The organism is Streptomyces sp. ISL-43, assembly GCF_018614195.1.
Taxonomy (GTDB): Bacteria; Actinomycetota; Actinomycetes; order Streptomycetales; family Streptomycetaceae; genus Streptomyces.
The window spans coordinates 58,254-83,852 of the sequence record NZ_JAGGOT010000033.1; the positions used below are offsets into that span (position 1 = coordinate 58,254).

Consider the following 25,599-nt stretch of genomic DNA (forward strand, 5'->3'; position numbering starts at 1 on the left):
GAGGCGTACTGGCGCGGCGGAGCCCCCCGTTGCACTCAAGGCGGTTTCCAGGGGGCTCCGCCGCGTCAGGGCCGGCTCAGCAGGCGCCGGAGATGGGCGTGTGGCCGGCGTAGACGCGGCCGACCGAGTTGATGTCGACGGTCTGGCCCGGGAGGCCCATGGTGTGGCTGGCCCACACGGCCTGGCCCCACGGGTTGTAGACGACGAAGTTCCCGTCGTACTGGTAGATCGCGTAGTTGCCCCACCCGGTGTTGGTGTTGGACGCCCAGCACACGGCCGTGTGTTGTCCGGAGCTGTTGGTCTTGTACTCCACCAGGTTGCCGTCGGTCTGCATGACCAGACGCCAACCGACACGCGAGATGGACTCACCCGGCTCGAGGGTCTCCCCCCGGTAGAGCCGGTCACCGTACTGGTGCGCGGACGCGGTTCCGGCGCCCGCGAGCAGTGCGCCCATGACGGCGGTGAAGGCCAGTGCTCCCGTGGTGACGCGGCGCAGTGTTGTGTTCAAGACGATCCCCTCCTGATTTTGCGGGAGGCTCCTTCAGCCCCCGGTTGTGATGTTCAGCCGTCTCGGGGCACCGCGCGATGGTTTCGGTCTCCACCGAAAGGTGCCCGGCGCCGGGTCAGGCCGACACGGTCTGGAGGAAGGTGCTCACGCGGTTGTCGATGCGCCGGAGCACACCAGGCTGAAGTACTTCGTCTCCGCCCCGCACAGCCGGCGCGCTTCGACCAGCCGTGTACGCCGCTGCTCAGCTGTGGGGAGGGCCGGGCAGCCTACGGAGTTCGAGCAGAGCCACCGCGACCTTCACTGCGGTCGAAATCGTCAGGGCCTGCAGAAACGGCATACCCATGAGCCACAGGGCCACCATCATGACGGTGAGCACCAAGAATGCCGGTAGCAGATTGGTTCGCCTGAGCGCGGTCCGCAGGTGTCCGGCCCTGCTCCGATGCTGATCCACCGTACCGATCGGGCGCGCGGTGACGCCTTCCTCCTCGGATTGCGGCATGAGCTGTTGCCTTCCCTCGTGTTCGTCTCCGGCAATGAGTCTTGGGTGCGCCCCGGCGGACTGCCACTGCTGCTACTCGTGCCCGCCGCCATCCGAGGTACAGGTTCAGGGGGATGGGGGCGGGGCGGCTTCGGCCGGGTGGTACCGGGAAGGCAGACGACTGCCGGGTTGTACGTCCCGAACGTTCCCGAGGGGTTCTTCTTCCAGAGCCACAGGTGCAGGGCGTAGTGGACGGGCTGGCCGGGGAAGTGGCCGAGATGCGGGCCGGTGAAGGGGCGGCCGAACAGCTTCGGGCGGTCGTCGTCCGTCCCCGTGTCCTGGTCGCGGTCGTAGACGAGCCACTGGACGCCGACGAGGCGTTTGCGCCCGAGCGCGTCGTCCTCGTAGTAGAGCGCGGCGGGCTTCGCGGGGTCGACGGAGTTGTCGTACGCGTGGTTGAAGTGCGGGTAGCCGAGAGCGCCCGATCCCGCCCGGTCCTCGATGCAGTACTTGTCCGGCACGTAGCCCGCCTTCACCGCGGCGGCATGCCGCTGGAACGGGGCGGTCGCGCGGTAGACGGTCGCGCGGTCGGCGCTTGCCCTGCCGGTGTCGATGCCGGCAGGGGACGCGGAGGCCGGGGCGGCGACGGCCGCCAGGGCGAGAGCGGCGGTCGCTGCGAGGGCCGGGGTGGGATTGCGGACCATGCGCGGACTCCTCGGTGGTGGGCTCGTAGCGAGCAGGATGTCCCCCGCCCGTCGTCCCCGCCACACGGCCGGACCGGACGGCTGACCCCCTGCCTCGAACGAACCAAGGACCGTTTCGCGAGCGGTCCGCGCGGGGAACCGGTGTGTCCAGTCCACAGAACACCGATGCCACGGAGGACGCGGAACATGACGCAGGAGAATGCGGCACCGAACAGCGGCCAAGCGCTGCAGGACCTCGTGTCGGCCGTGTCCAGGGGTGCGCCGGAATTCCGCGCATGCCCGTATCCGGCCTATGCCGCCCTGCGCGAGCAGGCGCCGGTGTGCCGGCTGACGCCTCCGCACGGGGTCGAGACCTATCTCATCACCCGCTACGACGACGCCCGTGAGGCCCTGTCGGACCGGCGCTTCAGCAAGAACATGCGCGGGGCCATCGACACGTACCACGCGGTGTTCGGCAGCTTCTTCGACGCACTGGACGACAACGTCCTCTTCGCGGACCCGCCGCGCCACACGCGGCTCCGCCGAGTCCTCAGGAGTGCCTTCACCCCCCGGCGGGTGGAGGACATGCGACCGAGGATCACGGAGATCGCCGAGGGCCTCCTGAGGGAATGCCGCAAGAGCAACGCGGTCGACCTGATGTCCTCCTTGGCGTTCCCGCTTCCCATCGCGGTCCTGTGCGAGCTGATGGGGATCGAGGAATCCGACCGGCCCGAGATCCTGGAGCAGTTCGGGGTGGTGACGCGGTCCAGGTTCAACCCCAAGTTGAAGGCGGAACTGAAGGCGGCCGAGGAATGGCTGCAGAAACGCTTGGGGCAGATCGTCTCCCACATGCGGGCCAACCCGTCGGACTGCTTCCTCAGCGACCTCATCACAGCGGAGGAAGGCCTTGACGACGCGGATCTGGTCGCGTCGATGTGGGTTCTGTTCTTCGCCGGTCACAAGACCACGGCGTTCCAGATCGGAAACTCCGTCCTCGGCCTCCTCCTCCATCCCGACCAGCTGGAGAAGCTCCGCAGAGACCCGCTGCTGATCCCCGGCGCGGTCGAGGAATTCGTACGGTTCGACGGATCGGTGGAGACCTCGACGTTCCGGTACGCGGCCCAGGAAGCCGAAATCCGGGGAACCGTGATCCCCAAAGGCGCTCTCGTCCAGATCGCCCTTTCCTCGGCGAATCGGGACCACGAGAAGTTCGAGTACGCCGATGTCCTGGACGTGACGCGCGAGGGGATCCACGGGACGCACCTGGGTTTCGGGCACGGAACGCACTACTGCCTGGGAGCCCCGCTGGCGCGGCTCGAACTCGAGATCGCGCTCGCCTGCCTGCTCCGGGAGTTCCCCGAGATGGAGCTGGCCGACGAGGAGGAGAGCGGGGGCGCGTGGCTCAAGGGCCCCGTCGCGGCGTTCCGGGGGCTGGAGCGGCTCCAGGTCGTCCTGGAGCCGTCGCGGCCGGCCGGCGATCTCGCAATGACGCCGACGGTCTCCGTCAACTAAACGAAACCGATGGGCGGTGGATTGGCATGCCGAATTCCGGGAGCACGTCCGGCCTGAACTTCGAGGAACGGCCTGCGGACACGTTGGCGGTCTCCGCTGTGGGCGCCGGTGAACACGTGCGCGCGGCAGGGGGCGACGCGCCTCCGGATCCGAACCACGGGCACGGAGCCCAGCCGAAGATCGATATGCACCACCACTTCTGCGCACCGGAGTGGCGCGAGTGGGCTGCGCAACACGGGCTGATCGACCCGGGACAGTTGCCCCGATGGGCGCACCTCGACGCCGAGGACGCGGTCCGCTTCATGGATCGCGCGGGGATCGAGACGGCCGTGCTCAAGCCCATGCTGCCGGCGCGCTACCGTTCGTCGGCGCAGTTGCGTGAAGCCATCAACATCACCTTGCGTTCGATGATGAACGTGGCGCAGGCGCATCCGGCCAGGTTCTCGTTCTACGTCCCGCTGTTCCTGGACGACCTCGAAGCATCCTCGTGGGCAGTGCGCCGCGGACTCGGGCAACTCGGTGCCGTCGGCGTGAACGTGACGGCCAACTACGGGGGCGTGTACCTCGGAGATCCCGCCTACGACCACATCTTCGCCGAGCTGAACGAGTACTCGGCCGTGGTGGACACCCATCCGCACCATCTGCCGGGTGGCCGGCCCGGGGCGATGACGGTTCCGGGCATCCCCAACTTCATGTGCGACTTCCTGCTGGACACCACTCGGGCCGCCGTCAACATGATCAGTAAGAGGACCCTGGACCGCTTCCCCGACATCTCCGTCATCCTGCCCCACGCCGGCGGGTTCCTGCCGTACATCGCCCATCGTCTGCAGGCTCTCGGACGGTTCTGCGACCCGCCGGTCGACCCTGATGCCGTCCGCCACCACCTGCGGCGCTTCTACTACGACACGGCAGGGCCCATGGCGCCCGCCGCGACGCTCCTGGCCCACGTGCCCGCCGACCGCATCCTCTTCGGCACCGACTGGCCGGCCGCGCCCGCGGACACGGTCATGGACCTGGCGCTCCCCGCTCTCGAGGCGGACCCGGCCTTCACCCCTGAGCAACGGACGGGGATCTACCGCGAGAACGCCCTGCGTCTCATTCCGCAGTTGGCGACGGTCTGACCTCGAAGGGACCTCGACCGGCTCCTTGACCGGACCTCGACCGAACCCCGCGCCGCAGTCGGGCGCGGGGTTCGGCGTGTACGGGGTGCGGGGGTGTGGGGCTACGAACCGGTCAATCCTTCCCGCTGATCGTGGGGCCGGGGCCCGCCGGGCCGGGGCCCGCCGGGCCGGGGCGGCCGGGGAGGAAGAGCGAGCCGATGGCCGCGCCGGTGGTGAAGAGGGCTGCGAAGAGGAAGGCGTGGCCGTAGCCGGCGGTGAGGGCCTGCACCCCGGGGCCGAAGTGGTCGCCGCCGGCGTGGGAGGCGATGGCGGCGAGGATCGCGAGGCCGAGTGCGCCGCCGACCTGGCGGGAGGTGTTGACCAGCCCGGAGGCCAGTCCCGCCTCGCGCGGGTGGATGCCGGTGGTGGCCGCGGCGGTGACGGGCAGCATGGCCAGTCCCAGACCGAGGGCGCAGAGCACGAAGGGCGCGGCCACGTCGGTGGTGAAGGCGCCGCCCACGGCGATGCGCGAGAGCCACAGGAAGCCGAGGGTGCTGATGGTCATGCCGGTGACCAGCAGGGGGCGTGGGCCGGTGCGGCGGACGAGGTGGGTGGAGGTCCGGGTGCCGACGATGACCGCGAGGCAGCCGGGCAGGAACAACAGGCCGGTCTTCAGGGCGCTGAAGCCGAGGACCTGCTGCATGTAGAGGGAGAGCAGGAACCACATCGCGAACATCGCGGAGCCCAAGCCGATCATGACCAGGTTGGCGATGGCCAAGGTACGGCGGCGCAGGACGGAGAGGGGGACCAACGGGGCGGCTACCTTCGACTCGATGACGACGAAGGCGGCCAGGAGCAGGATGCCGAGGGCGAGGGCGGCCCAGACCTGGGGGGAAGCCCAGGATGAGCTCTCGGTGGAGATGATCCCGTAGACCAGGGCGGTCAGGCCGACGGTGACCGACAGTGCGCCGGGCAGGTCCAGGCGGCTCAGGCCGCCGTGGCTGCCGCGCGCGGCGGGCGCGTAGAGGAGTGCGGCGACGAGGATCGCGATCCCGATGGGAACGTTGACGAAGAAGACCCAACGCCAGCCGGTGTACTCGGTCAGGAGCCCGCCGACCACCGCACCGGCCGCGCCGCCGACGGCGTTGACCGAGCTCCAGGCGCCCATCGCGCGGGTGCGGGCGCGGGGCTCGGTGAAGGTGGTCATGATCAGCGTCAGGGTGGCGGGGGCGAGGATCGCGCCCCCGATGCCCTGGACCGCTCGGGCCGCGATCAGCATCGCACCGTCGGCGGCGAGTCCGCAGGTGAGCGAGGCGGCGGTGAAGATGCCGAGGCCGACCAGGAAGGTGCGGCGGGCGCCGACCAGGTCGGCGGCCCGGCCGCCCAGGAGCAGCAGCCCGGCGAAGCCGAGGGTGTAGGCGTTGACGATCCACTGCTGCCCGGCCGGGCTCAGGCCGAGAGAGGTCTTCATGTCGGGGAGGGCGACGTTCACGATCGAGACGTCCAGCACGACCACGAACTGGGCCGCGCAGGCGATCACCAGGATCATCGCCGTCCACGCGCCGCGGCGCGTGGACGGTGCGGGTTCGGTGCTGAGTGCGGGCGGAGCACTTGGCATGGGGTTCCTCAGGGGCAGTGGACGGATTCGGGTCGGGAACAAAACCCACCAAATGTCTGCCCCCGCACAGGACCGCCGTCACAGGCGTGCGGCAACCGGGTGATCGGCCGACCGGAACCGGTCTCGGTGTGACCCTCGCGGGCTGACAGGAATCGGTCCACTGCCTCACCTCCGGGACCTGCGCCCGGTCCCGTAGATGGCCACGGCGGCCAACTCTCACGCCTGGTGGCCGACCGTCTCACCGAAGCCGGTCGCCGTCCATCCGGTGGAGATTTCGTGAAACGCCGGGTGCCGTGTCCATGAGGGGCGGAGCGTACCGAGCATGGCCTGGACGAACCGGGTCAACAGCATCTGACCACCAGGAGATGCGGATGAAGCGGTTGAAGAAGCGGTTACGTACACCACAGCTGTTGGGCGTCGGCGTCATGGCGCTGCTGCTCGGTCTCGTCGTCTCACCCACCGCCCAGGCGGCGCCGGCCGCGGCCCCTGCCGCAGAGCAGTGCACCGGCAGCTGGGACGGCATCACGTACTGGGCCAAGAGTCCTGCGGGGCGCAACGGGGGCGGCTACGCGCGCACCTACTGGAACAGTTCGACCAAGCACAACTGCGTGAAGTTCTGGTCCAGCCCCTATGACGGCCTCGCCTCACACATCACCCTGGCGATCTTCGACGAGGGCGGCGATTACTCCATCGACCCACCGAAGGAGCATCCGGCCAACTACCACTACTACGCCGGGCCGCTGTACACCTGGTTCGACTCGACGGGGCAGTGCATCAGCGTGAGCGGCTCGCTGGTCCGGGGCGGAGTGACCTACCGCCTCGACACCGGGCCGATCCGTTGCAGCTGATCCGCCGCTTCCAAAGGTAGGGGCCGCCAGCGCGTCCCGGCCCCGCGCGTCCCGGCCCCGCGCGGCCGGGCCGCTGCGCCGGCCGAGCACCAACCCGAACCGGCAGGACGCCGTCCCCCGGCCGCGGTCAGAAGGCGTTGCGCCGCCGCAGGCCGAACGTACGGCCGTCCGGGTCGACGAGGAGCCGGTACAGCGGCATGGCGAGGCGGCGCTCGGCGTACGAGAGGTCGGGCGGACGGTAGGCACGCAGTCGGCCGGGCGGTTTCGGGCCGCGGCCGCCGCCCTCGTGCCAGGCGTCCAGCGCGGCAGCGCTCGCGGCGAACGCTTCGAAGGCCCGTACCGGGTCGCACAGCGGGTCCGGGCCGCCGGGGGCGCTGTGCTCGGGGACGTCGAGGTGCTCGCGGGAGAGTCCCAGCCGCAGCTCCCTCGCGAAGCGGCGGGCGCCGTCACCCAGCCCGGCGGGATCGGCCGGCGCGCGGGCGTCCACGTCGTCGTCCAGGACAGCGCAGTTGAGTTCCGAGTCGTGGGTCCAGGACCGGAGGTTGATGTTGTCGGATCCGATCGTGGCCCACACGTCGTCGACGGCGCACACCTTGGCGTGCACGTACACAGGAGTGCCGGCGCGGTTCTCCAGCCCGTAGACCGCCACCCGTCCGCCGCCCGCCTCGCGCAGTTTGTCCAGTGCGGTGACCCGTCCGACCAGGTTCATGGGCCGGGACAGCCGGCCGTTCTGGTCTGGCACGGTGGGTATCACGGCGATCAGGCGGAGTTCGGGGTTCTCGCGCAGCGCCCGGGCGAAGGACTCCACCACCTCGGGGGACCAGAGGTACTGGTCCTCCAGGTAGATGAGCCGCCTGGCCCGCTTCAGCGCCTTGAGGTAGCTGCGCGCGACGCTGCGCTCCCCGTCCGGCGCGAAGGGGTAGCCGCGCAGCAGCCGGTTCGGGTAGGTGCGCAGTACCTGCACGGTGTGGTTGCCGCAGGGCGGGGGGTCGGGGAGCTGTGGCGGGATGGGATCCGCGTAGGTGTCCTCCCCGTTGATGAGCTCCCGCAGCTTGACGAGCGGGCTGCGGCTCAGCGCGGCCGGGTCCTCCCAGCGTTCGCGGAAGCCCGCCTCGATGTCACCGACGGCCGGTCCCCGGACGGCCAGTTGGACGTCGTGCCAAGGCGGCCGGGGACCGTAGGCGGCCGGCAGAGGCATCGCCTGCGGGTCCCCGTTGTGTGAGGCGTCGTCGTTGCGGCTGTGGCACAGGTCGATCCCGCCGACGTAGGCCACGTCCAGGGCGGGGCGGCCGGGGTGGCGCAGGACGACCAGCTTCTGGTGGTGGCTTCCTCCGGGGCGGACCCGCATGTCGAGCAGGCATTCGCCACCCGCCGCCGCGATCTCCTCCCCGAGGTGCCGGTTCTCGGTCTCGCTGAACCGCAATCCGTCCAGGTGGGAGCGCCAGAGGAGGCCCTTGACGATCACGCCGCGCGCGGCCGCCCCCGCCAGCACGGCGCCGATCTCCGTGCCCGCGCCGTCGAGCCGTTCGTCGGGGTCGCCGCGCCAGTCCGTGAAGAAGAGGAGGTCTCCCCGGCGCTGGGCCCGGATGTTCCGCAGGAGCTCCGCGAAGTACGTGGCGCCGTGCACGAGCGGGCGTGCTTCGTTGCCGCGGGTCCAGGCGGCTCCGTCGGGGTGGCGGCTGTCCACCCGGGTGGCCGTGTTCCCGCGTTCACCGGCGGTGAGCATCCAGTCACTGCGTCTCATTTGGGGCGCCTCCCTCGACCGGCTACCCGCCCGGCGCGGTTTCAGACACGGTGTCCCGGGCGCGTGGCGGCTCCCTGGCGTGTTCACTGTGGACGGATGGCGGCCGCCGGCGGTTGGCTACGAGGCTCAGGGAGCTCAGGGCGGTGGCGGGCCTGGTCGAGACGGCCCGGGAGTCCCTGCGGCGGCGGCTTCCGCGCTGCAGCTCCGCTCTCTGCCTCTGTCGGCGATGCCTGCGCTGGTGGTGCCGGAGTGTGGTTTCAGAATAGTTTGAACGGTATTCGTATGCTTTGTGGATGATGGCAGGTGTGGTGCGGTGGCCGGTTGAGCTGAGGGACGGGGGATGGGAGCAGCCGCCGGCGATGGCGGGGGCACCAGGGCTGTGGTTGGTACGGGCGCAGGCGTTCAAGACGGTGGTGGCCCGGCTGGCTGATTCGGTGCTGGATGGGGTCGAGAAGGAGCGCGCGGCGGCCTTGCGGGCGGTCGGGGACAGGGAGACGTATCTGGCGGGGCATGTGGGACTGCGGCTGCTTCTGGGCGTGTACCTGGGTATCCCGCCCGTAGACGTCATGCTTCAGCGGCTGCCGTGTCCGTTGTGCGGGCAGCCGCATGGGCGCCCTGTGGTGGACGGCAACCCGGTGCACTTCTCGCTTTCTCACAGCGGCGGGCTGTGCCTGCTCGCGTTCGCGCGCACGCCGGTGGGCGTGGACATCGAGGCGGTGCCGGCCCTTGAAATGGCACAGGAGGTCGGGGCGTGTCTTCATCCGCGGGAGGCGTCGGAGTTGAGGGCGCTTCGGGCGGTGGACCAGCCGGCGGTTTTTGCCCGGGTCTGGGCCCGTAAGGAGGCCTATCTGAAAGGGCTGGGGGTGGGACTGGGGCGCTCCATGTCCCTGGACTACCTGGGTACGGCACCGGATGCGGTGGCGGACGTGCCGGGCTGGACGATCGGGGATGTGGCTGTGGATGACGGCTATGCCGCCGCGGTCGCCGTCCAGGCCGAGGTGGTCGTTTCAGGGATGAGCGGCCGTTCGTAGCGGGGATGGGTTCTGGGCTGGAGAACCGTTCGGGGCGGCGGATACGGGTTCTGCCGCGGTTCGTGCCCAGATGGTCGGGCTCCTCGGCAGCGCGCCATCGGTCCCTCGCCCTGTCGCGTGGTGTGCGGGGTGCCCGTGGGCGTGGCGCGCTCGGCGGGTCAGGCTGCTGGGAGGGTGGCGGTGGCGGTGGCGGTCTGGGGCTGGAGTACGTGCTCGCCGTAGAGGTCTCGTACCCAGTCGGTCTGGTAGACGGTGGCGAGGTAGCGCTCGCCGAGGTCGGGGGCGATGGCGACCGCGGTCACCTGCTGGTCCTGCTGGGCCAGCCATTGGGCGGCGCCGTTGACGACGGTGCCGGTGGAGCCGCCGAAGATGAAGCCGTGGCGGGCCAGTTGGTGGCACGTGCGAATCGTCTCGGCTTCGTTGACGTGTACCACGTCGTCGATGTAGGAGGTGTCGAGGAGCGGGGGGCGGATGCTGGTGCCGAGGCCGGGGATCATGCGGCGACTGGGCGTGTGTCCGAAGGTGGCGGAGCCTTCCGTATCGATCGCGACGATGCGTACCGGGCGGTGCCAGGTGCGAAAGAAGCGGGCGCACCCCATGAGCGTCCCGGCGGTGCCGGCCCCGATGAAGAGGACATCAAGGTCGGGGAAGGCACGGGCGATGGCCGGTGCGGTGGTGCGGTAGTGCGCAGTGTGGTTGTTGGGGTTGGTGTACTGGTTGAGCCATACGTAGCGGTCGTCGGAGGCGCACAGGGCTCGGACGTGGTCGATGCGGGCGCCCAGCAGGCCGCCGGTGGGGGAGGGCTCGGTGAGGATGTGGATCTGGCTGCCGAGGGCTTCCAGGAGCAGCCGGGTCACCAGGTTGCAGCGGGAGTCGGTCACGCACACGAACTGGTAGCCCTTGCTGGCTGCGATCATGCCCAGCGCCACGCCGAGGTTGCCGGAGGAGGATTCGACCAGGATGGAGCCGGGGGTGAGCAGGCCGTCGCGCTCGGCGGCCTCGACCATCGCGGTCGCGGCTTTGAGTTTGATGGACCCCGCGAAGTTGAATCCTTCGCATTTGAGGAACAGCCGGTGCCCGGTGATCGCCTCGAGGTCGACGTAGAGGTCGTCTTGGTTGAATGCCTGGGGGGTGGATATGACCGGCATGGTCGCCTCCTTGTAAATGCGCTTACAGCGGCGTCTGGTGCCGCTGGCCTGCGTGGGGGCGGCTCGGGGAATACGTGGCCTGCTGCCACGTATTCGGGACTCCTCCAGTACGCGGGCTGAGCGTGGCTCTGTCATGCCACCGAATGTCGGGGCTTGACACCGGCCGCGATCACGGATAAACGCCGGGCGGTCGCGGCTCGCCTGCTTCTCCTGCGCGGGCTGGTCTGCTTCACAGGGGCAGGGCAGGGCAGGGCAGGGCAGGGCTGGGCTGGGCAGGGCTGGGCTGGGCTGGGCTGAGGCGTGGCGTTCGGCTCACGCACGCGCACTCCTGCGCTCCGCCACCGGACGGGGGAGGGGCCGCGATCCGGTGAGGCGCTGGCAGAGGGCAGCGGCGGCACACTGACCCCGCGAACATCTCCTGCGCGGCAGCATGCCGTGCCACGTCGGCGAGCGCTGACCGGTTTACGTAGCCGAGTGCGCGTGCCTTTCCCGTACGGCGGCGGTCCGGCTTCCAGTGTCCTGCCGCGGATGCGCCCGGCATGCGCGAAAGGCAAGAGGCGAAGACCGGCACCAGCGATCGCTTACCGCTGCGGGTGCGAGGTGTCAAGTCACGACATTCAGCGGCGTGACGGGTATGTGCCGGCCGGGCCTACTGGAGGGGTGGCATCACGAATCCGCCCTTGAAGGCTTGAGGCCTTTCGCGGCCGGAAGACGACGTCCTCACCCGCAAACCGCACACCGGAACCCGCAACAACAAACCGCAGCGTTCGTGGTTCGCGGGAGCGGCAGTGAAAACCGTGGCGATGCGACATCGCCCGTTGCTGCGCGCCATACACACGATCGATGCCGAAAGGCATCTTCCGACAGCGGAATGCACGCATTTAGGTGGATTACACATGTCTTTGTTGTTTGGTGACCAGATGAGAGCTCACGGCCTCGCGGCCTGGGGAGCACTGCCTCCCACCACAGGTCCAATACCTGGCCGGCGGGTGCCGACCGCCGCGACCTGCGGCGCCTGTAACGTCGTCGAGGAGCAGACATGCTAGAGAAATCCACGGATGCCTGGACGGCCGACCTGCCCGGCCCCACAACGCTCTCCGGAAGCAGGCCCGAAGGCAGCCCCCAAGGCACATCCGGCGGCCCGGCGGCCGAGACCGCGCGGCTCCTCGCGGAGGTGCTGGCCGATGTCCTGGGTGTGGAGCAGGTGCCGGGCGACAGCAACTTCTTTGATGATCTGGGCGCTGATTCGATGGTGATGGCGGGGTTCTGCGCCCGGGTCAGGAAGCGGGCGGACCTGCTGCCTGTATCGATGAAGGACGTCTACCGGCATCCCACGGTCGACAGCCTGGCCTCCGCGCTCATCCACGCCGCGCCTGCGGCCTCTGCGCCCACCCACGCCGCGCCCGCCGCCTCGGCGCCCGTATCCGCCGGGCCCGTATCCGCCGGTCCCGTGGCCACGGGACCGGCAGCTGCTGCGCCCGTGCCTGTCCAGCCAACTGTCCATCCGGCCGTCCCGGCATCAACGCCGGCGTCTGCTTCGGCGCGCGGGATGGCGGCGCGGGCGGGCACAGGGCAGTACCTGCTCTGCGGAATGCTGCAGTTCCTGGCATTCCTCGGTTATTCCTACCTCGGTGCCCTGACGGCGGTCCGAGGCTTCGAGTGGGTCGGCGCCGGCACCGGTGTGCTCGATGTCTACCTGCGATCCGTACTGGTGGGCAGCGCGGGCTTTGCCGGCCTGTGCATGGTGCCGATCGTGGCGAAGTGGACCCTCATCGGCCGCTTCACGCCGCGCGAGTTCCCCGTCTGGAGCCTCAGCTACCTACGCTGGTGGCTGGTCAAAACCTTGATCCGCACAAGTCCTGTCCGTCTGTTCACCGGGTCGCCGCTGTACGTGGCATATCTCAGAGCGCTGGGCGCGAAGATCGGGCGCAATGTTGCGATCTTCTCCACGCATATCCCCGTCTGCGCCGATCTGCTCACCATCGATGACGGAACGGTGATCCGTAAGGATGTGCTCTTCTCCTGCTACCGGGCACACGACGGTCTCATCCAGACCGGCCCCGTCACCCTCGGCAGCAACGTCCTCGTCAGCGAACAGACCGTCCTCGACATCAACACCTCGATGGGAGGCCAGGCACAGCTCGGGCACGCCTCCAGCCTGCACGCCGGTCAGACTGTTCCCGCCGGCGAGCGCTGGCACGGGTCACCGGCCGAGCCCACCGGCACCGACTTCCGCACGGTCGGTGCCGTCGACTGCTCCACCGCCAGGAAAGTCCGCTACACCGTCGGGCAGCTGCTCGCCCTGATGCTGGTTCATCTGCCGCTGGCCACCGGCGGCGTCATCGTGCTGCTGGCCCCGCTGTCGCAGCTGAGCACACCAGCGCCTCAGACCGGGACGGCGTTCACCACCTGGACGTTCTATCTAGGTGCGCTGGCCGTATCCTTCGTGCTGTTCTTCGGCGCCGCTTTCGCCGGGCTGGTCATCCAGGGCGTGGTGCCGCGCCTGCTCAATCTGGCGGTCAAGCCGGACACGGTCTATCCGCTCTACGGCTTCCACTACGGTCTGCAGCGCGCCATCGCACTCCTGACGAACAGGAAGTTCTTCATGGCGCTGTTCGGGGACAGCTCCGCGATCGTCCACTACCTGCGCTATCTCGGCTACGACTTGTCCCGTGTCACTCAGACCGGTTCGAACTTCGGTGCCGAAGTGAAGCACGACAGCCCGTTTTTGAGCTCGGTGGGCAGCAAGACGATGGTCGCCGACGGCCTGTCGGTCATCAATGCCGAGTTCTCCAACACGGCGTTCAGGCTGTCCCGGGTCTCGATCGGAGCCCACAGTTTCCTCGGCAACCGCATCGCTTATCCCGCGCAGGCCAGGACCGGTGACAACTGTCTGCTGGCGACGAAGGTGATGGTCCCGGTCGATGGAGAGGTGCTGGAAAATGTGGGCCTGCTGGGCTCCCCTTCCTTCGCCATTCCACGCACGGTGATGCGGGACACCCGGTTCCAGGACCTGGAGAGCGGCAGCGAGCTGCCCCGGCGCCTGGCCGCCAAGAACCGGCACAATGCCGTCACGGCGGGGCTGTACCTGCTGGCGCGGTGGATCCACGTCTTCGCCGTGGCCCTTGTCGGCCTGGGCGCCACAACCCTCTACCCCTCGCTAGGCGCGTCGGCGTTCGCGCTGGCCGGGGTCCTCACACCGCTGTTCACCGTCGTCTACTTCGCGCTGATCGAACGGGCCACCACCGGATTCAAGGCCCAGAAACCGCTGTACTGCTCGATCTACGAGCCGTCGTTCTGGCGGCATGAGCGTTTCTGGAAGATGGCGTCGGTCGACTACGCGCAGGTCTTCGACGGGACCCCGTTCAAGAACGTCGTCTGGCGGTTGCTGGGCGCGCGGATCGGCAAGCGGGTCTTCGACGACGGCTGCTTCTTCCCGGAGCGGACCCTCGTCACCATCGGGGACGACTGCACGCTGAACGCGGGCACGGCGGTCCAGTGCCACTCGCAGGAGGACGGCGCTTTCAAGTCCGACCGCACCACGATCGGTGACGGCTGCACCCTCGGTGTCGGCGCGTTCGTCCACTACGGCGTGACGCTGGCAGACCGCGTCCAGCTCGCCTGCGACTCCTTCCTCATGAAAGGCGAGCAGGTCCCGCAACGGGCCCGGTGGGCAGGAAACCCGGCCCGACAGCTGCCCGACGACACCCCGCCCCCCGCAACGCCGCCGGCACACCTGTCCGGCGCCGCGCCCCAACACCCCGACCCGCTCGGCGTCGTCTGATGCCCAACCACAGCAGTACCAGACAGGAGAGACCCCTCATGACACTCAACGCATCCACCAGTAGAGAGTTCTGGCATGGCGTCCTGGCCGCCGGCAGCGGCTTCACACCCCTTCCACGCTGGACCCGGGTGCCGGTTGCGGGCGTGGCCGAGTACGAGACGCCGCTCCCAGCCGGCCAAGGGACAGCATTGCGCCGGCTGGCAGACGACCTGACGGTGCCGCTGAGCTGTGTGCTGCTGACCGCCCACGCGAAGGTGCTGGCCGCGCTGAGCGGCGAACAGGAGGTCACCACCGGTTACGTCGCTGCTGTCGGAGGCCGGCCGCTGCCGTGCAGGCTGACGACCGGACCCGGCTCATGGCGGAGCCTGCTGCTGCACACCCGCGACGCCATCGCGCGCCTGCAGGCCCACCAGGAATTCCCCGTCGATGAACTCAGGCGCGAACTCGGCCTGGCCGAAGCTCCCTTCGAGACCGTGCTCGATCCCACCGGCATCAGCGGCGACCTCCCCGGCGCCGACGGCAAGCCGGCCCGGGACAGCAGCACCCTGGCCGCGGGCACGGCGCTGTGGATGGGCATCGCCCACCACGACGACGGACGGCCGACGCTGCGGCTGCGTTACCGCACCGACGTCCTCGACGCGGACTGCGCTGCCCGGATCGCCGGATATCACCTGACCGCGCTCGCCCTGATCGCCGCTGACCCGGATGCCGATCACGCAGGTCAGAGCCTGGTGTCGGCCGAAGAGCTCCGTTTCCAGCTCCATGGCCTCGCCGGGCCGCGCCGAGACCTGCCCGAGCGCCGAGTGCACGAGCTGTTCGAGCAGCGTGTACGGCAGCACCCGAACGCCGTCGCCGCCCAGCACGGCAACCGTAAGTGGACCTACCAGGAGCTCAACGCCCGCGCCAACCGGCTGGCCCGCGCCCTGCGGGCCCAAGGGCTGCACCGTGAAGGGGTGGTTGCGGTGGCAATGGAGAGGAACCTGGACTGGCTGGCCGCCGTCCTGGCCGTCTTCAAAGCCGGCGGCGCGTACCTGCCCATCGAGCCGCACCTGCCGGCTGAACGCATCACAGCCATGCTGGCCCGTGCCGGTTGCGGGCTCGTGATGACACAACCGGCCGTCACCGCCACCCTCCGGCCGGCCCTCGCCTCCCAGCCCGCAGTCCGGACACTGTTGGTCGACACCGCCTACGGCCAGGAGCATTCCGGGGCTGATCTCGGTATCGACGTCGCACCCGACCAGCTGGCCTACATCTACTTCACCTCAGGCTCGACGGGTGAGCCCAAGGGCGCGATGTGCGAACACCAGGGCATGCTCAATCACCTCTACGCCAAAATCGACGACCTCGAGATCGGCGAAGGGCAGGTGGTCGCCCAGACCGCGCCCCAGTGTTTCGACATCTCGCTGTGGCAACTGCTCGCCCCACTGCTGGTCGGCGGGCGGACCCTGCTGATCGAGCAGGAAGCGATCCTCGACGCCTCACAATTCGTCGACACCGTTGCCCGCGGCCAGGTCACCGTGCTGCAGGTCGTCCCCTCCTACCTCGACGTCGTCGTGTCCCAACTCGAGCAGCACCCCCGGACGCTGCCGGACCTGCGGTATGTGTCGGTCACGGGTGAGGCGCTGAAGAAGGAGCTCGCCCAGCGCTGGTTCACCGCCCAGCCGCACATCAAGCTCGTCAACGCCTACGGGCTGACCGAGACCAGCGACGACACCAACCACGAGGTCATGGACCGCGTACCGGACACCGACCGGGTCCCGCTGGGCCGCCCCGTCAACAACGTGCACCTGTACGTCGTCGACGAGCACCTCAACCCGGTGCCGCTCGGCGCGCCCGGCGTGATCGCCTTCTCCGGGGTCTGCGTCGGCCGCGGCTACGTCAACGACCCCGAGCGCACCCGGCCGACCTACCTTGCCGATCCACACCGTGAGGGCGAGCGCCTGTACCGAAGCGGCGACGTCGGCCGCTGGCAGCTCGACGGCAAGCTGGAATTCCTCGGCCGCCGCGACAACCAGGTCAAGATCCGCGGTTTCCGCATCGAGACCGGCGAGATCGAGAACACCCTGCTGCGAGCACCCGGGGTCCGAGACAGCGCCGTGGTGGTCACCGAACGGTCCGACCACAGCGCCCATCTGGTGGCGTTCTACACCGCCCCGCACCCGCTCGACACCAGCATCCTGCTGGACCGGCTGGGCACGTCACTGCCCGGGTACATGGTCCCCTCGGCCATCCACTGGCAGGAAAGCCTCCCGCTGACCGCCAACAGCAAGATCGACCGGAAAGCCCTGACGGCCCTGGCCGCGCAACTTCACGCAGCCGAGGACGACGTCCAGGCGCCGAATACGCCCGCCGAACAGCGGCTGGCGACCGCGTGGGCGAGCGTACTCGGCATTGCGCAAGGCCGGATCGACCGGCGCGACAACTTCTTCGACCGAGGCGGCACATCCCTGTCGGCCGTGAAACTCGCCATCACCCTGGACCGCGCCGTGTCCCCGGCGGACGTCACCCGCCACCCGGTCCTCACCGATCTGGCCCGGTTCCTGGATGCCGCATCCCACCGGCGCCCCACCGCACAGCCGGCCTCCCCTTGACCGCCGGCCTCCTCCTCAACAGCACCGAAAGGACAAAGACCATGTCATTCACCAGCCCCGCCCAGGTCAGCCCCAGCCCTGTCGCCTCTTCCGCGTCCGTGCCCCGGGTAGACCTGCACCCCGGCAAACCCCCGATACTGCACGTCCCCACCCCCGCCCCAGCCGATCTGCCGGTCTGGGCAGCCGAACACCGCCACATCCTGCGCAGCCTCGTCACCGAACACGGCGCCCTGCTCGTCCGCGGGCTCGGCCTGTGCGACACCGGGCAGGTGGGCGCCGTCTTCGGCCAACTGACCCCCGCCCTGATGACCGACACCGAAGCCTTCGCCCCGCGTCAGACCTACGCCCCCGGCGTGTACTCCTCTACGGCGTGGCCGGCCAACCAGCCCATGTGCATGCACCACGAGCTCAGCTACACCCACGGCCCTCCCGGCCTGCTGCTGCTGGCGTGCCTGACGGCACCCACCACGGACGGAGCCACCGCCCTCGCGGATTCCGCCACCGTCCTGGACGCACTGCCGCCGGAACTCATCCAGCGGTTCGAACAGGACGGCTGGCTGCTCACCCGCACCTACAACGACGACATCGGCGCCTCCTGGACCGAGGCGTTCGGCACCGACGACCGGGCAGCCGTCGAGAACTACTGCCGCGCCAACGCCATCGAGTTCGCCTGGCAAGGCGACGGCAGCCTGCGCACCCGCCAGCGCCGCCCCGCCGTGGTGCGCCATCCCGCCACCGGCCGGCGCTGCTGGTTCAACCAGATCGCCTTCCTCAACGAGTGGACGCTGGCGCCCGAGGTACGCGAGTACCTCGTCGACGTCTACGGCCACGAAGCCCTGCCGTTCAACACCCTCTTCGGAAACGGCGACCCGGTCGGCGAGGACATGGTCCAGCTGATAAACACGGTCTACGCCGAGCACACCATCCGCGAGCCGTGGCAGTCCGGCGACCTCATGCTCATCGACAACGTCCGCACCGCCCACAGCAGGGAGCCGTTCGAGCCCCCGCGCGAGGTCCTCGTCGCCATGGCCGAACCACGGCCCCCGACCTCCTTCCCGCCCACTCCGACCGCGGCCCCCGAAGGGAGCATCCGATGACCACGTCCCGACCCACGGCTACCCAGTCCCCGATGTCCGACCCGAACGCGACGCCACCGCCGATCGCCGTGCCACCATTCGCCGTGATCCCCGGAGCCCAGGTCCAGCACACCCTCCAGGGCCAGGAACAGCAGATCATGGAGCTGATCGAGGCCACGTACCATCTCCACGCCGTCGGGGAGTCGGTGAACCCGCCGTCGTACTTCCTGCGCTTCCCCGACCGCCCGACCGCCCGCATCATCGCGTTGCCCGCATCGATCGGCGGACAGGCGCGGGTTGACGGAATCAAGTGGATCTCCAGCTTCCCCGACAACGTGCAGGCCGGCATCCCCAGGGCCTCGGCGGTGCTGATCCTCAACGACCACGACACCGGATACCCGTTCGCCTGCCTGGAAAGCTCCATCATCAGCGCCACCCGAACGGCCGCGATGGCCGCCTCAGCGGCCCACAGGCTCAGCCAAGGCCGCGGTACGCGCCCGACCCGCGTCGGATTCGTCGGAACAGGCCTCATCGCCCGCTACATCCACACCTTCCTGGCCGCGACCGGCTGGTCCTTCGACGAAATCGGCGTGCATGACACCTGTGCCGACAGCGCAGCCGGCTTCCGCAGCTACCTGCAAGCCACCCATGAGACCACCCGGATCACCGTGCACGACAGCCCCGAGCAGCTGATCCGCTCCAGCGACCTGCTCGTCTTCGCCACCGTCGCCAGCCGGCCACACGTCACCGACCCGGCATGGTTCGACCACAACCCCCTGGTCCTGCACGTGTCACTGCGCGACCTCGCCCCCGAAATCCTGCTCGCCTCAACCAACATCGTCGACGACATCGAGCACTGCCTCAAAGCGGACACCTCACCCCACCTGGCCGAACAGCTCACCGGGAACCGCGACTTCCTCGCCGGCACCCTGCACGACGTCACGACCGGCCGCGTGGCACTGCCGCAAGACCGGCCCGTGGTGTTCTCTCCCTTCGGCCTGGGCGTGCTCGACCTCGCCGTCGGCAAACACGTCTACGACGAGGCCGCCCGCACCGGGCAACTGCACGTCATCGACGGCTTCTTCCACGAACTGAGCCGACACGGATAGGCGGCCCGCCGGATTTCCCTCCGAGCCACCGGGAACTGACAACTGGCCCAAGAGCCTGTCGGTACGAGCGGAACGGTCTCTCGGAGATGGACTCGACGGAATGTCGACTGCGAGGCCCGGACCACTACGTCCGCCTGGCGGACCTGTTGCCGTTGATCCCGGACAACGACCGGACTTCGCTGCGGCCCTCGAACAGAACCACTGGCTTACCGTCGTCGCGGCGCTCTGTCGGAACCCACACCCCCAGGAAGCATTGAGGCTGAGCACCCAGTTGGCCAGTAAGCGCGTGATTGGGTCAGCCTGAGCGTTCGCGGTCCCACTGCGTTCGGGCAGCCCTGGTGGACCCGACTCTGGCGCGCTCAGCTGCGAGCAGGCAGCTGCCGGGCGAAGCGGCGGACAGCATCAGTGAAGGCATCTGGAGCATCGAAGTTTGCGAGATGTTTTGCCCGCGGGATCAATTCGACGCGGGCGTGCGGATGCGCACGGGCGAAGTCCAGCTCGCCGGACCGGAAGACGGTGTCCTTCTCGCCGTTCAAGATGAGCACGGGAGCCGCCACATGACGCATCGCACCTGCGTCAAAGCGGCCCAGCACCTCGCCCCATGCGGCTGGCAGCGTGTGGAAGGCGTAGCCAGAGAGGATGGTCGCCTCCACCACCTCGGGGGGATAGAGCCGGCGCAGCAACCGGTCGTTCCACCGGGCCAGCCGGTCCGCCGGTATGCGAGGGACGAGCCCGGCGACCCACCGATACGGCGTTGCCCACGGGCCACGAGTTGAGGCACTGGCCCCAGCAAGGACCAGCCCTCGCAGCTGCTCGGGGTAGCGCCGCGCGAACTCCAGCGAGGCGTATCCGCCGAGCGAGTGCCCGACGACCAGAGCCGGTCCGCAGCCGAGCGAGTCCACCGCGGCAGCGATGATCTCCGTCGCCGCGTTCAGGCTCCAGGGTTTAGCAGAGCGGGCACCGTGGCCCGGTAGGTCAACTGCGGCTACCCGGAAGTCCCCTTGGAGTGCGGCGAGCTGTGGGCTCCACTGTCCCGCGCTGAACCGCGTCCCGTGTACGAAGATGATGGGCGGTGCACCCGCTGCCGACATCAGTCCCCCAGATCAGTGCTCTCCTCGGACCGACCCTACCGGCGGGCCATCTCGGCGCTGAGACGCGGAGATGCCGGCCAGCGGTGACGCTCAAGGGCGGCCGCCCGAAGACGTTCACGCTGCCCGAGCGTCGTGAGATCAAGAAGATCGCCAAATCCAGGCCCACCGAGCACGGCCTGCCGTTTTCCACCTGGAGTCTGACCGAGCTGACAGAGTTCCTGGTCGCCGAGGGGGTGGTCGGCGACATCAGCCACGAGGAAGGCCCCGGGCGACCCCTCGCCGTCCCCAGCGCCGACCAGTAGCCCCGTCGGCTCGCCGGCCTGCGGCCCCCCGACGCCTGGCGACGCCGGCGCTGTTGCTGAGGCCGGCGAGCCGGGAGGCCTGGGTTGCGACGGTGGGTCTGGAAGGTTGGGGGCCAAGGCGAAGACCGCTCTCGTCATCATCGACATGCTCAACACGTACGACCACGAAGACGCCGACCTGCTCATCCCGTCGGTACGGCGCGCTTCCCGCCGTGGTGGACCTGCTGGAGCGGGCCCGTGCCCAGGACGTCCCGGTGGTCTACGAAACAAGGACAACTTCGGGAAGTGGCGCCCCACCACGGGTCACGGCAGCCTGCAGGAGAGCCGCATCCGCCGGGAGTCCGACCAGGCCGTGAAGGCCGACAGCACCGAACTGCCCGCCCGCCCGTACGGTGAGCGCCGCCGGATCCTCGAGGACCTTTCGACACCCACCGGCGTGGTGTCTGCCGGGGTGGAGGCGTGATCTGCCTGGCGGCTCCCCGGGCCCGGTATCGGCGAGTCCGGGCCGATACCTCCGGCTGGACGCGGCCGGTTGCGTCGAGGAGTGGGCCCGCGCGCGTCCTGCCGCGTCGGGGACGGGGCGTGGACTAGAACGGGACCCAGCCGGTACGGATTCTTGAGGTGATGTAGTGGACCAGACGGGTGTCCCGAGCGGATCCGGGCGCAGCGGGCCCGGGCGTCGGCTGTTCCTGGGTCTGGCCGCGTCCGCGATCGCCTCGTTGCCCGGTGCGGCGGCTCGTGCAGCTACCGGTGCCGGCGGCTCCGGACGCCGTCTCCCAGGGGGGACCCGACTGGACACGAGGGCGGAGAACGCGCTTCCCGGCTCGCCTGACTGGCGAATCACCCGGCCGGGCCCGGCGCGGGCGGTGGAGGGTTTCGCCGAGCGGGTCAGTATCCGCGCGGGGGAGCCGTTGGGGCTGAGGGTGTCGACGACGTGCGCTTTCTACACCATCTCCGCGTACCGGATGGGCTGGTACGCAGGGATGAGGGCCCGTCTGGTGTGGCGGTCCGGCCCTCTGCCGGGCGTCCTCCAGCCGAAGGCCCTTGTAGACCCTCTTACGCGGATGGCGCGCGCGGAGTGGCGTCGGACGGCGCAGGTGGACACCTCGGACTGGCCGGAAGGCAGCTACCTGTTGCGCCTGGACACGACGGACGGGCAGGCGCAGCGGTTCGTGCCCGTGACCGTGCGGTCCTCCTCTGCCACCGGCCGTACGGTGGTGGTGAACGCGGTGACCACCTGGCAGGCCTACAACCGGTGGGGCGGCGCGGACCTGTACAGGGGGACGACGGGCAAGAAGGGCTCGAGGTCTCTCCAGGTCTCCTTCGACCGTCCCTATGCGGGCGAAAACGGAGCCGGCCAGTTCCTCGTTTACGAGGCGCCCTTGATCGCGCTCGCCGAGGAGATGGGCCTGCCCCTGGCCTACACCACCGGAGTGGACGTGGCCCGCGACCCACAGATGTTGTGCGGTGCGGCCGCGGTGGTCTCGCTGGGCCACGACGAGTACTGGAGCCCCGAGCAGCGTCGCCACGTCACCCGGGCCCGCGATGCGGGGACGCACCTGGCCGTGCTCGGCGCGAACTGCTGCTACCGGCGGATCCGCTTCGAGGCCTCCCCGGTCGGCCCGGACCGCACCGTGGTCTGCTACAAGGACGACTACGCCAAGGACCCCGGCTACCAGCGGGGATCTTTGCCCACGAACGATTTCCGGCGTGCGCCCGCCCCCGACCCGGAGAGTTCGCTGCTCGGCGTGATCTACGACGGCTATCCGGTCGACGCCCCCTACGTGGTGACCCACCCGGACCACTGGCTCCTGGCGGGAACCGGGGCGCGGGCAGGCGATGCCTTCCCCCACCTGGTGGGCGTCGAGTACGACCGGGTGAACCTGGCCCACCCGACGCCGCGGCCTATCGAGGTCCTCGCGCACTCGCCGGTGGTGTGCAAGGGCCGGCCGTCGTACGCGGATACCGTCTACCTCTCGCTTCCGGGCGGGGCGGCGGTCTTCGCGACGGGCACGATGCGCTGGGTCGAGGCCCTCGACGCGACCGGGCCCGCGGGCGGTAGGGCCAACCACGGCCTGGACGCGCGGGCCGGGCACTTCACCCGCACCGTCACCGCCAACGTCCTGAGCGCGTTCGCGCGAGGTCCGGCCGGGCGGTTCATGCCCGCCCAGGACAATCTGGCCGCCCACTACCGCGACACGGCCACGATTCACGGCGAGTAGCGCCGCCTCCCGCCGACAACGGGGCTAGCGTCGCTTACGTCGTTTTTGGCACTAGATCAGGGGATATGCGTTGCGTCGACTCACCGTTGCTCTCACGCTGCTGGCCACCCTCGCCGCGGGCTCCGTTGCGGGCTCGCAGGCCCTCTCCGCCGAGCGTGACACGGGCGGTGGCCGGGGCATGAACATCCTCGTCGTCGGCATCGACAGCCGAGCGGGTCTCTCCGCCGCCGAGAAGCGCCGGCTGCACGTGGGCGGCAAGGGGTGCAACTGCACCGACGTGATGATGCTCGTCCATCTCTCCGAGGACATGCGGCGCGCGAGCATCGTCTCCATCCCTCGCGACTCCTACGTCCAGTACGCCGACCCCGCCACCCCGCCGGCCGTCCCAGGGCCGTCCCGGTTTGGAAAGATCAACGGGGCCTACGCGATCGGCGCCGGCCCGCTGACCGTACGCACGGTCGAGAAGGCCACCGGTCTGCGCATCGACCACTACCTGGAAACCGGATTCACCGGCTTCGAGCAGGCGGTCGACAGCCTCGGCGGCGCAACCGTCTGCACGGACAAGCCCCTGAAGGACGACGGCTCCGGCCTCGACATCACCGCCGGCGTCCACCACACCAACGGCGACCAGACGCTCCGCTACGTCCGGGCCCGCCACATCAACCGGCCCGGAGACCTCGGCCGTGTCCGCCGCCAGCAGCGCACCGTCAACGACCTGCTGGCCCGCCTCACCGCCGAAGGAGCCCTCTCCGGGCCTGTCAGCGCGGCCCGCACGGCCCGGATCCTGCTGAAGTCCGTACGCGCCGACGAGAAGACCGGGCTCGACGACCTGATCCGCATCGGCTGGGCCCTCGGCCACCTCCGGGCCGACCGCACCGAGTTCGCCACCGTCCCCATCCGGCTCTTCGACCACCGCGTCCCCGGCGTCGGCTCCACCCTGGTCTGGCACGAAGCCCGCTCCGCCGCCCTGTGGGACGCCCTCGCCGCTGACCGCCCCCTCACGGGTGACCCACGTATCCAGCCCGTCCCCGAAACCCCGGCCGAAACCAACCCCGCCGGGATCACCGTCCGCGTCGACGACCCGGCCGTCGCCGCGGCCCTGCGCGGCAACAGGTTCGTGGTCACCGACACCTCGCAGTCCGCACCGCTCGTACGTCCCGAAGGCCCGCCCGTCATCAGCCATGCTCCTGGCAGGGAAGCGGACGCGGCGACCCTCGCGGCAGCCCTGCCGGGTGCTCGCCTCAATGCCGTCACGGGCCACGACAAGTCGTTCGAAGTCGCCGTCGGCACGTGGCCCGTCCAGGTCAAGACCGTCACCTACGACCGCAACAAAGCCGAAGGCTCCCCCGTCACCGCCGACAAACTCCGCTGCCCCGCCATCTCCAATCGATCGAGCACCCCGACGGAAAACCGCCTTCCGTAGGGGCGCGGAGCACACCCTGGGCCGTTCTGCCCGCGCGAGATTATGACACTCGTTATATCCCAGTGGTAGGCTCGGTTTATAACAGTCGTCATAGGGAGAGTCGCGACCGTCATCACCGTGAGCAGTTCCAAGGGTCGCCTGAGCCTGGAGCAGCGCCGCAAGCTGACCGAGACACTGACGGACGCCGTGCTCGTGCCGGAGGTCGGCCAGCTCGCCCCGGCCGCGCGGGTCGGATTCCAGGTGCACTTCACCGAGCGTGAGCTCGACATGATGGCCATCGGCGGCCGGCTGCTGGCGGATGCGGGACCGGACGCCGACGCGATGGTGATCGACGTGACGGTCATGGACGGTGACTGGCACCAGGAAGTCCGCAGCGAAGTCATCAAGCGCGTCCTGGCCGCGATGGCCGACGCCTGCGGTGTGGCGCAGCCGTCGCCGACCTGGTGGGTGACCTTCCGCGTGATCGACGAGGGCAGCTGGGGCTCGCGCGGCGCCGTTCTGTCCGTCCTCTCTCTCCTCGACACCGGCGTGTTCACCCCCGAGAAGGCCGAGGCCGTCCGCACCGCGCTCGGCGCGTGACAGGCGCGCGGGGCCGGCGCACCGTGCTCGCCGCACGGGGCGTCGGCCGCGCTGTGGTGGCCGCGGGTGATCGCCCGCTCAGCTTTTGATCGTGGCGGCGATGAGGGTCTGGAGCTGTGCCGCGGTGCGGTCCAGAGGTTCGGTGCTGCGCTTGGCGCGGCAGAGGGCGACAGTGCCCTCGACGGCCGCGACGATGAGCGTGGCGACTTGCGCTGCCTGCTCGGCGTCGGCGCCGTGTTCCTGCAAGGACGCGGCGAGCAGTCCCTCCCACTGGTCGAAGACCTCGGCCGCGGCCGCCAAGGCGGGCGGGACCTCGTCGGCCGGGGGTTCCTCGATGGCAACGGCCAGCACGGGGCACCCGGCGTGGAAATCGGTGTCGACGACGATCTTGCGCCACAGGGCCAGGAAGGCGCGCAGTCCGGCCGCCGGGCCCGCCGCGAGTTCCTTGCGCAGGCTGCGGGCGACCCACTCGCCCGTGTAGCGGACGGCTTCCGTCGCCAGCTGCTGCTTGCCCTCGGGGAAGTAGTGGTACGTCGAGCCGAGCGGCGCCTTGGCGTGCTTGGCCATCTCCCGGATGCTCGTCGCGCTGAGCCCGCGCCTGCTGATCATGTCGGCCGCCCCGGCCACGATCCGCTCGCGGGATGGCGTGCCGCCACTGCTCTTGGTCACTCGTGTTCTCTCCTCTGGCTATAACGATCGTCATAGTCTAGCGTGACCTCTCGTTATGACGACTGTCATAACAAGTTCAAGAG

19 protein-coding genes and 1 pseudogene are annotated in these 25,599 nt (G+C 69.5%); 13 read left to right on the forward strand and 7 right to left on the reverse strand.

The window, feature by feature from the left end:
* Positions 1-76: 76 nt before the first annotated feature.
* Positions 77-508, reverse strand: coding sequence for a hypothetical protein (locus J7F03_RS19590; protein ID WP_214951123.1), 432 nt, complete (start codon positions 506-508; stop codon positions 77-79).
* 360 nt (positions 509-868) lie between these two features.
* Complete coding sequence (locus J7F03_RS19595; protein ID WP_214951125.1) at positions 869-1,690, reverse strand: hypothetical protein; 822 nt, start codon at positions 1,688-1,690, stop codon at positions 869-871.
* Positions 1,691-1,876: 186 nt separating this feature from the next.
* Here J7F03_RS19595 and J7F03_RS19600 point away from each other — a divergent pair, with 186 nt between their 5' ends.
* Both J7F03_RS19600 and J7F03_RS19605 read left to right on the forward strand, forming a co-directional pair.
* Positions 1,877-3,181 (forward strand): cytochrome P450, encoded by a 1,305-nt coding sequence (locus tag J7F03_RS19600; protein WP_214951127.1) that lies wholly within the window; start codon positions 1,877-1,879, stop codon positions 3,179-3,181.
* 26 nt (positions 3,182-3,207) lie between these two features.
* Positions 3,208-4,302, forward strand: a complete 1,095-nt coding sequence (locus tag J7F03_RS19605; RefSeq protein WP_251072162.1) for an amidohydrolase family protein — start codon at positions 3,208-3,210, stop codon at positions 4,300-4,302.
* A 112-nt stretch (positions 4,303-4,414) separates the two neighbouring features.
* Here J7F03_RS19605 and J7F03_RS19610 read toward each other — a convergent pair whose 3' ends face one another.
* On the reverse strand, positions 4,415-5,899 hold the full coding sequence (locus tag J7F03_RS19610) for an MFS transporter (protein ID WP_251072163.1): 1,485 nt from the start codon (positions 5,897-5,899) through the stop codon (positions 4,415-4,417).
* 371 nt (positions 5,900-6,270) lie between these two features.
* On the opposite strand from J7F03_RS19610, the gene J7F03_RS19615 reads away from it, so the two are divergent.
* Positions 6,271-6,747: a hypothetical protein gene (locus J7F03_RS19615; protein WP_251072164.1), complete on the forward strand. Its 477-nt coding sequence runs from the start codon at positions 6,271-6,273 to the stop codon at positions 6,745-6,747.
* Positions 6,748-6,874: 127 nt separating this feature from the next.
* Here J7F03_RS19615 and J7F03_RS19620 read toward each other — a convergent pair whose 3' ends face one another.
* Positions 6,875-8,491: a phospholipase D family protein gene (locus J7F03_RS19620; RefSeq protein WP_214951129.1), complete on the reverse strand. Its 1,617-nt coding sequence runs from the start codon at positions 8,489-8,491 to the stop codon at positions 6,875-6,877.
* Positions 8,492-8,784: 293 nt separating this feature from the next.
* Between J7F03_RS19620 and J7F03_RS19625 the strand changes: the two genes are divergently transcribed.
* Positions 8,785-9,522 carry a 4'-phosphopantetheinyl transferase superfamily protein gene (locus J7F03_RS19625; protein WP_251072165.1) on the forward strand — a complete coding sequence of 246 codons (738 nt, stop codon included), beginning with the start codon at positions 8,785-8,787 and terminating at the stop codon, positions 9,520-9,522.
* A 158-nt stretch (positions 9,523-9,680) separates the two neighbouring features.
* Here J7F03_RS19625 and sbnA read toward each other — a convergent pair whose 3' ends face one another.
* Positions 9,681-10,670 (reverse strand): 2,3-diaminopropionate biosynthesis protein SbnA, encoded by a 990-nt coding sequence (gene sbnA / locus J7F03_RS19630; protein WP_214951130.1) that lies wholly within the window; start codon positions 10,668-10,670, stop codon positions 9,681-9,683.
* Positions 10,671-11,709: 1,039 nt separating this feature from the next.
* Between sbnA and J7F03_RS19635 the strand changes: the two genes are divergently transcribed.
* From J7F03_RS19635 to sbnB, 4 genes are read left to right on the forward strand one after another with little or no spacing between them, the layout of a single operon-like run.
* Positions 11,710-14,454 carry a Pls/PosA family non-ribosomal peptide synthetase gene (locus J7F03_RS19635; protein ID WP_214951132.1) on the forward strand — a complete coding sequence of 915 codons (2,745 nt, stop codon included), beginning with the start codon at positions 11,710-11,712 and terminating at the stop codon, positions 14,452-14,454.
* Between the two features lie 38 nt (positions 14,455-14,492).
* Positions 14,493-17,045, forward strand: coding sequence for an amino acid adenylation domain-containing protein (locus J7F03_RS19640; protein ID WP_214951133.1), 2,553 nt, complete (start codon positions 14,493-14,495; stop codon positions 17,043-17,045).
* A 41-nt stretch (positions 17,046-17,086) separates the two neighbouring features.
* On the forward strand, positions 17,087-18,142 hold the full coding sequence (locus J7F03_RS19645; protein ID WP_214951135.1) for a TauD/TfdA family dioxygenase: 1,056 nt from the start codon (positions 17,087-17,089) through the stop codon (positions 18,140-18,142).
* On the forward strand, positions 18,139-19,230 hold the full coding sequence (gene sbnB, locus J7F03_RS19650; protein WP_214951137.1) for a 2,3-diaminopropionate biosynthesis protein SbnB: 1,092 nt from the start codon (positions 18,139-18,141) through the stop codon (positions 19,228-19,230). Before J7F03_RS19645 ends, sbnB begins: the two co-directional genes overlap by 4 nt.
* 359 nt (positions 19,231-19,589) lie before the next feature.
* On the opposite strand, the gene J7F03_RS19655 is transcribed toward sbnB, so the two are convergent.
* A complete protein-coding gene (locus J7F03_RS19655) occupies positions 19,590-20,321 on the reverse strand; it encodes an alpha/beta fold hydrolase (RefSeq protein WP_214951139.1) in 732 nt (243 codons plus the stop codon).
* Positions 20,322-20,413: 92 nt separating this feature from the next.
* Here J7F03_RS19655 and J7F03_RS19660 point away from each other — a divergent pair.
* The 5 genes and pseudogenes from J7F03_RS19660 to J7F03_RS19680 form a co-directional block, all read left to right on the forward strand.
* A pseudogene (locus tag J7F03_RS19660) lies at positions 20,414-20,578 on the forward strand (IS630 family transposase); the annotation flags it as partial.
* Positions 20,579-20,729: 151 nt separating this feature from the next.
* Positions 20,730-21,086 carry a hypothetical protein gene (locus J7F03_RS42365; RefSeq protein WP_214951144.1) on the forward strand — a complete coding sequence of 119 codons (357 nt, stop codon included), beginning with the start codon at positions 20,730-20,732 and terminating at the stop codon, positions 21,084-21,086.
* A 376-nt stretch (positions 21,087-21,462) separates the two neighbouring features.
* The gene (locus tag J7F03_RS19670) at positions 21,463-22,845 is read left to right on the forward strand and encodes a N,N-dimethylformamidase beta subunit family domain-containing protein (protein WP_374104365.1); all 1,383 of its coding nucleotides are present in this window, start codon (positions 21,463-21,465) and stop codon (positions 22,843-22,845) included.
* Positions 22,846-22,915: 70 nt separating this feature from the next.
* Positions 22,916-24,268, forward strand: coding sequence for an LCP family protein (locus J7F03_RS19675; RefSeq protein ID WP_214951148.1), 1,353 nt, complete (start codon positions 22,916-22,918; stop codon positions 24,266-24,268).
* Between the two features lie 117 nt (positions 24,269-24,385).
* A complete protein-coding gene (locus J7F03_RS19680) occupies positions 24,386-24,847 on the forward strand; it encodes a tautomerase enzyme (protein WP_308379761.1) in 462 nt (153 codons plus the stop codon).
* A gap of 78 nt (positions 24,848-24,925) precedes the next feature.
* On the opposite strand, the gene J7F03_RS19685 is transcribed toward J7F03_RS19680, so the two are convergent.
* Positions 24,926-25,516 (reverse strand): TetR/AcrR family transcriptional regulator, encoded by a 591-nt coding sequence (locus tag J7F03_RS19685; protein ID WP_214951150.1) that lies wholly within the window; start codon positions 25,514-25,516, stop codon positions 24,926-24,928.
* Between the last annotated feature and the right edge of the window lie 83 nt (positions 25,517-25,599).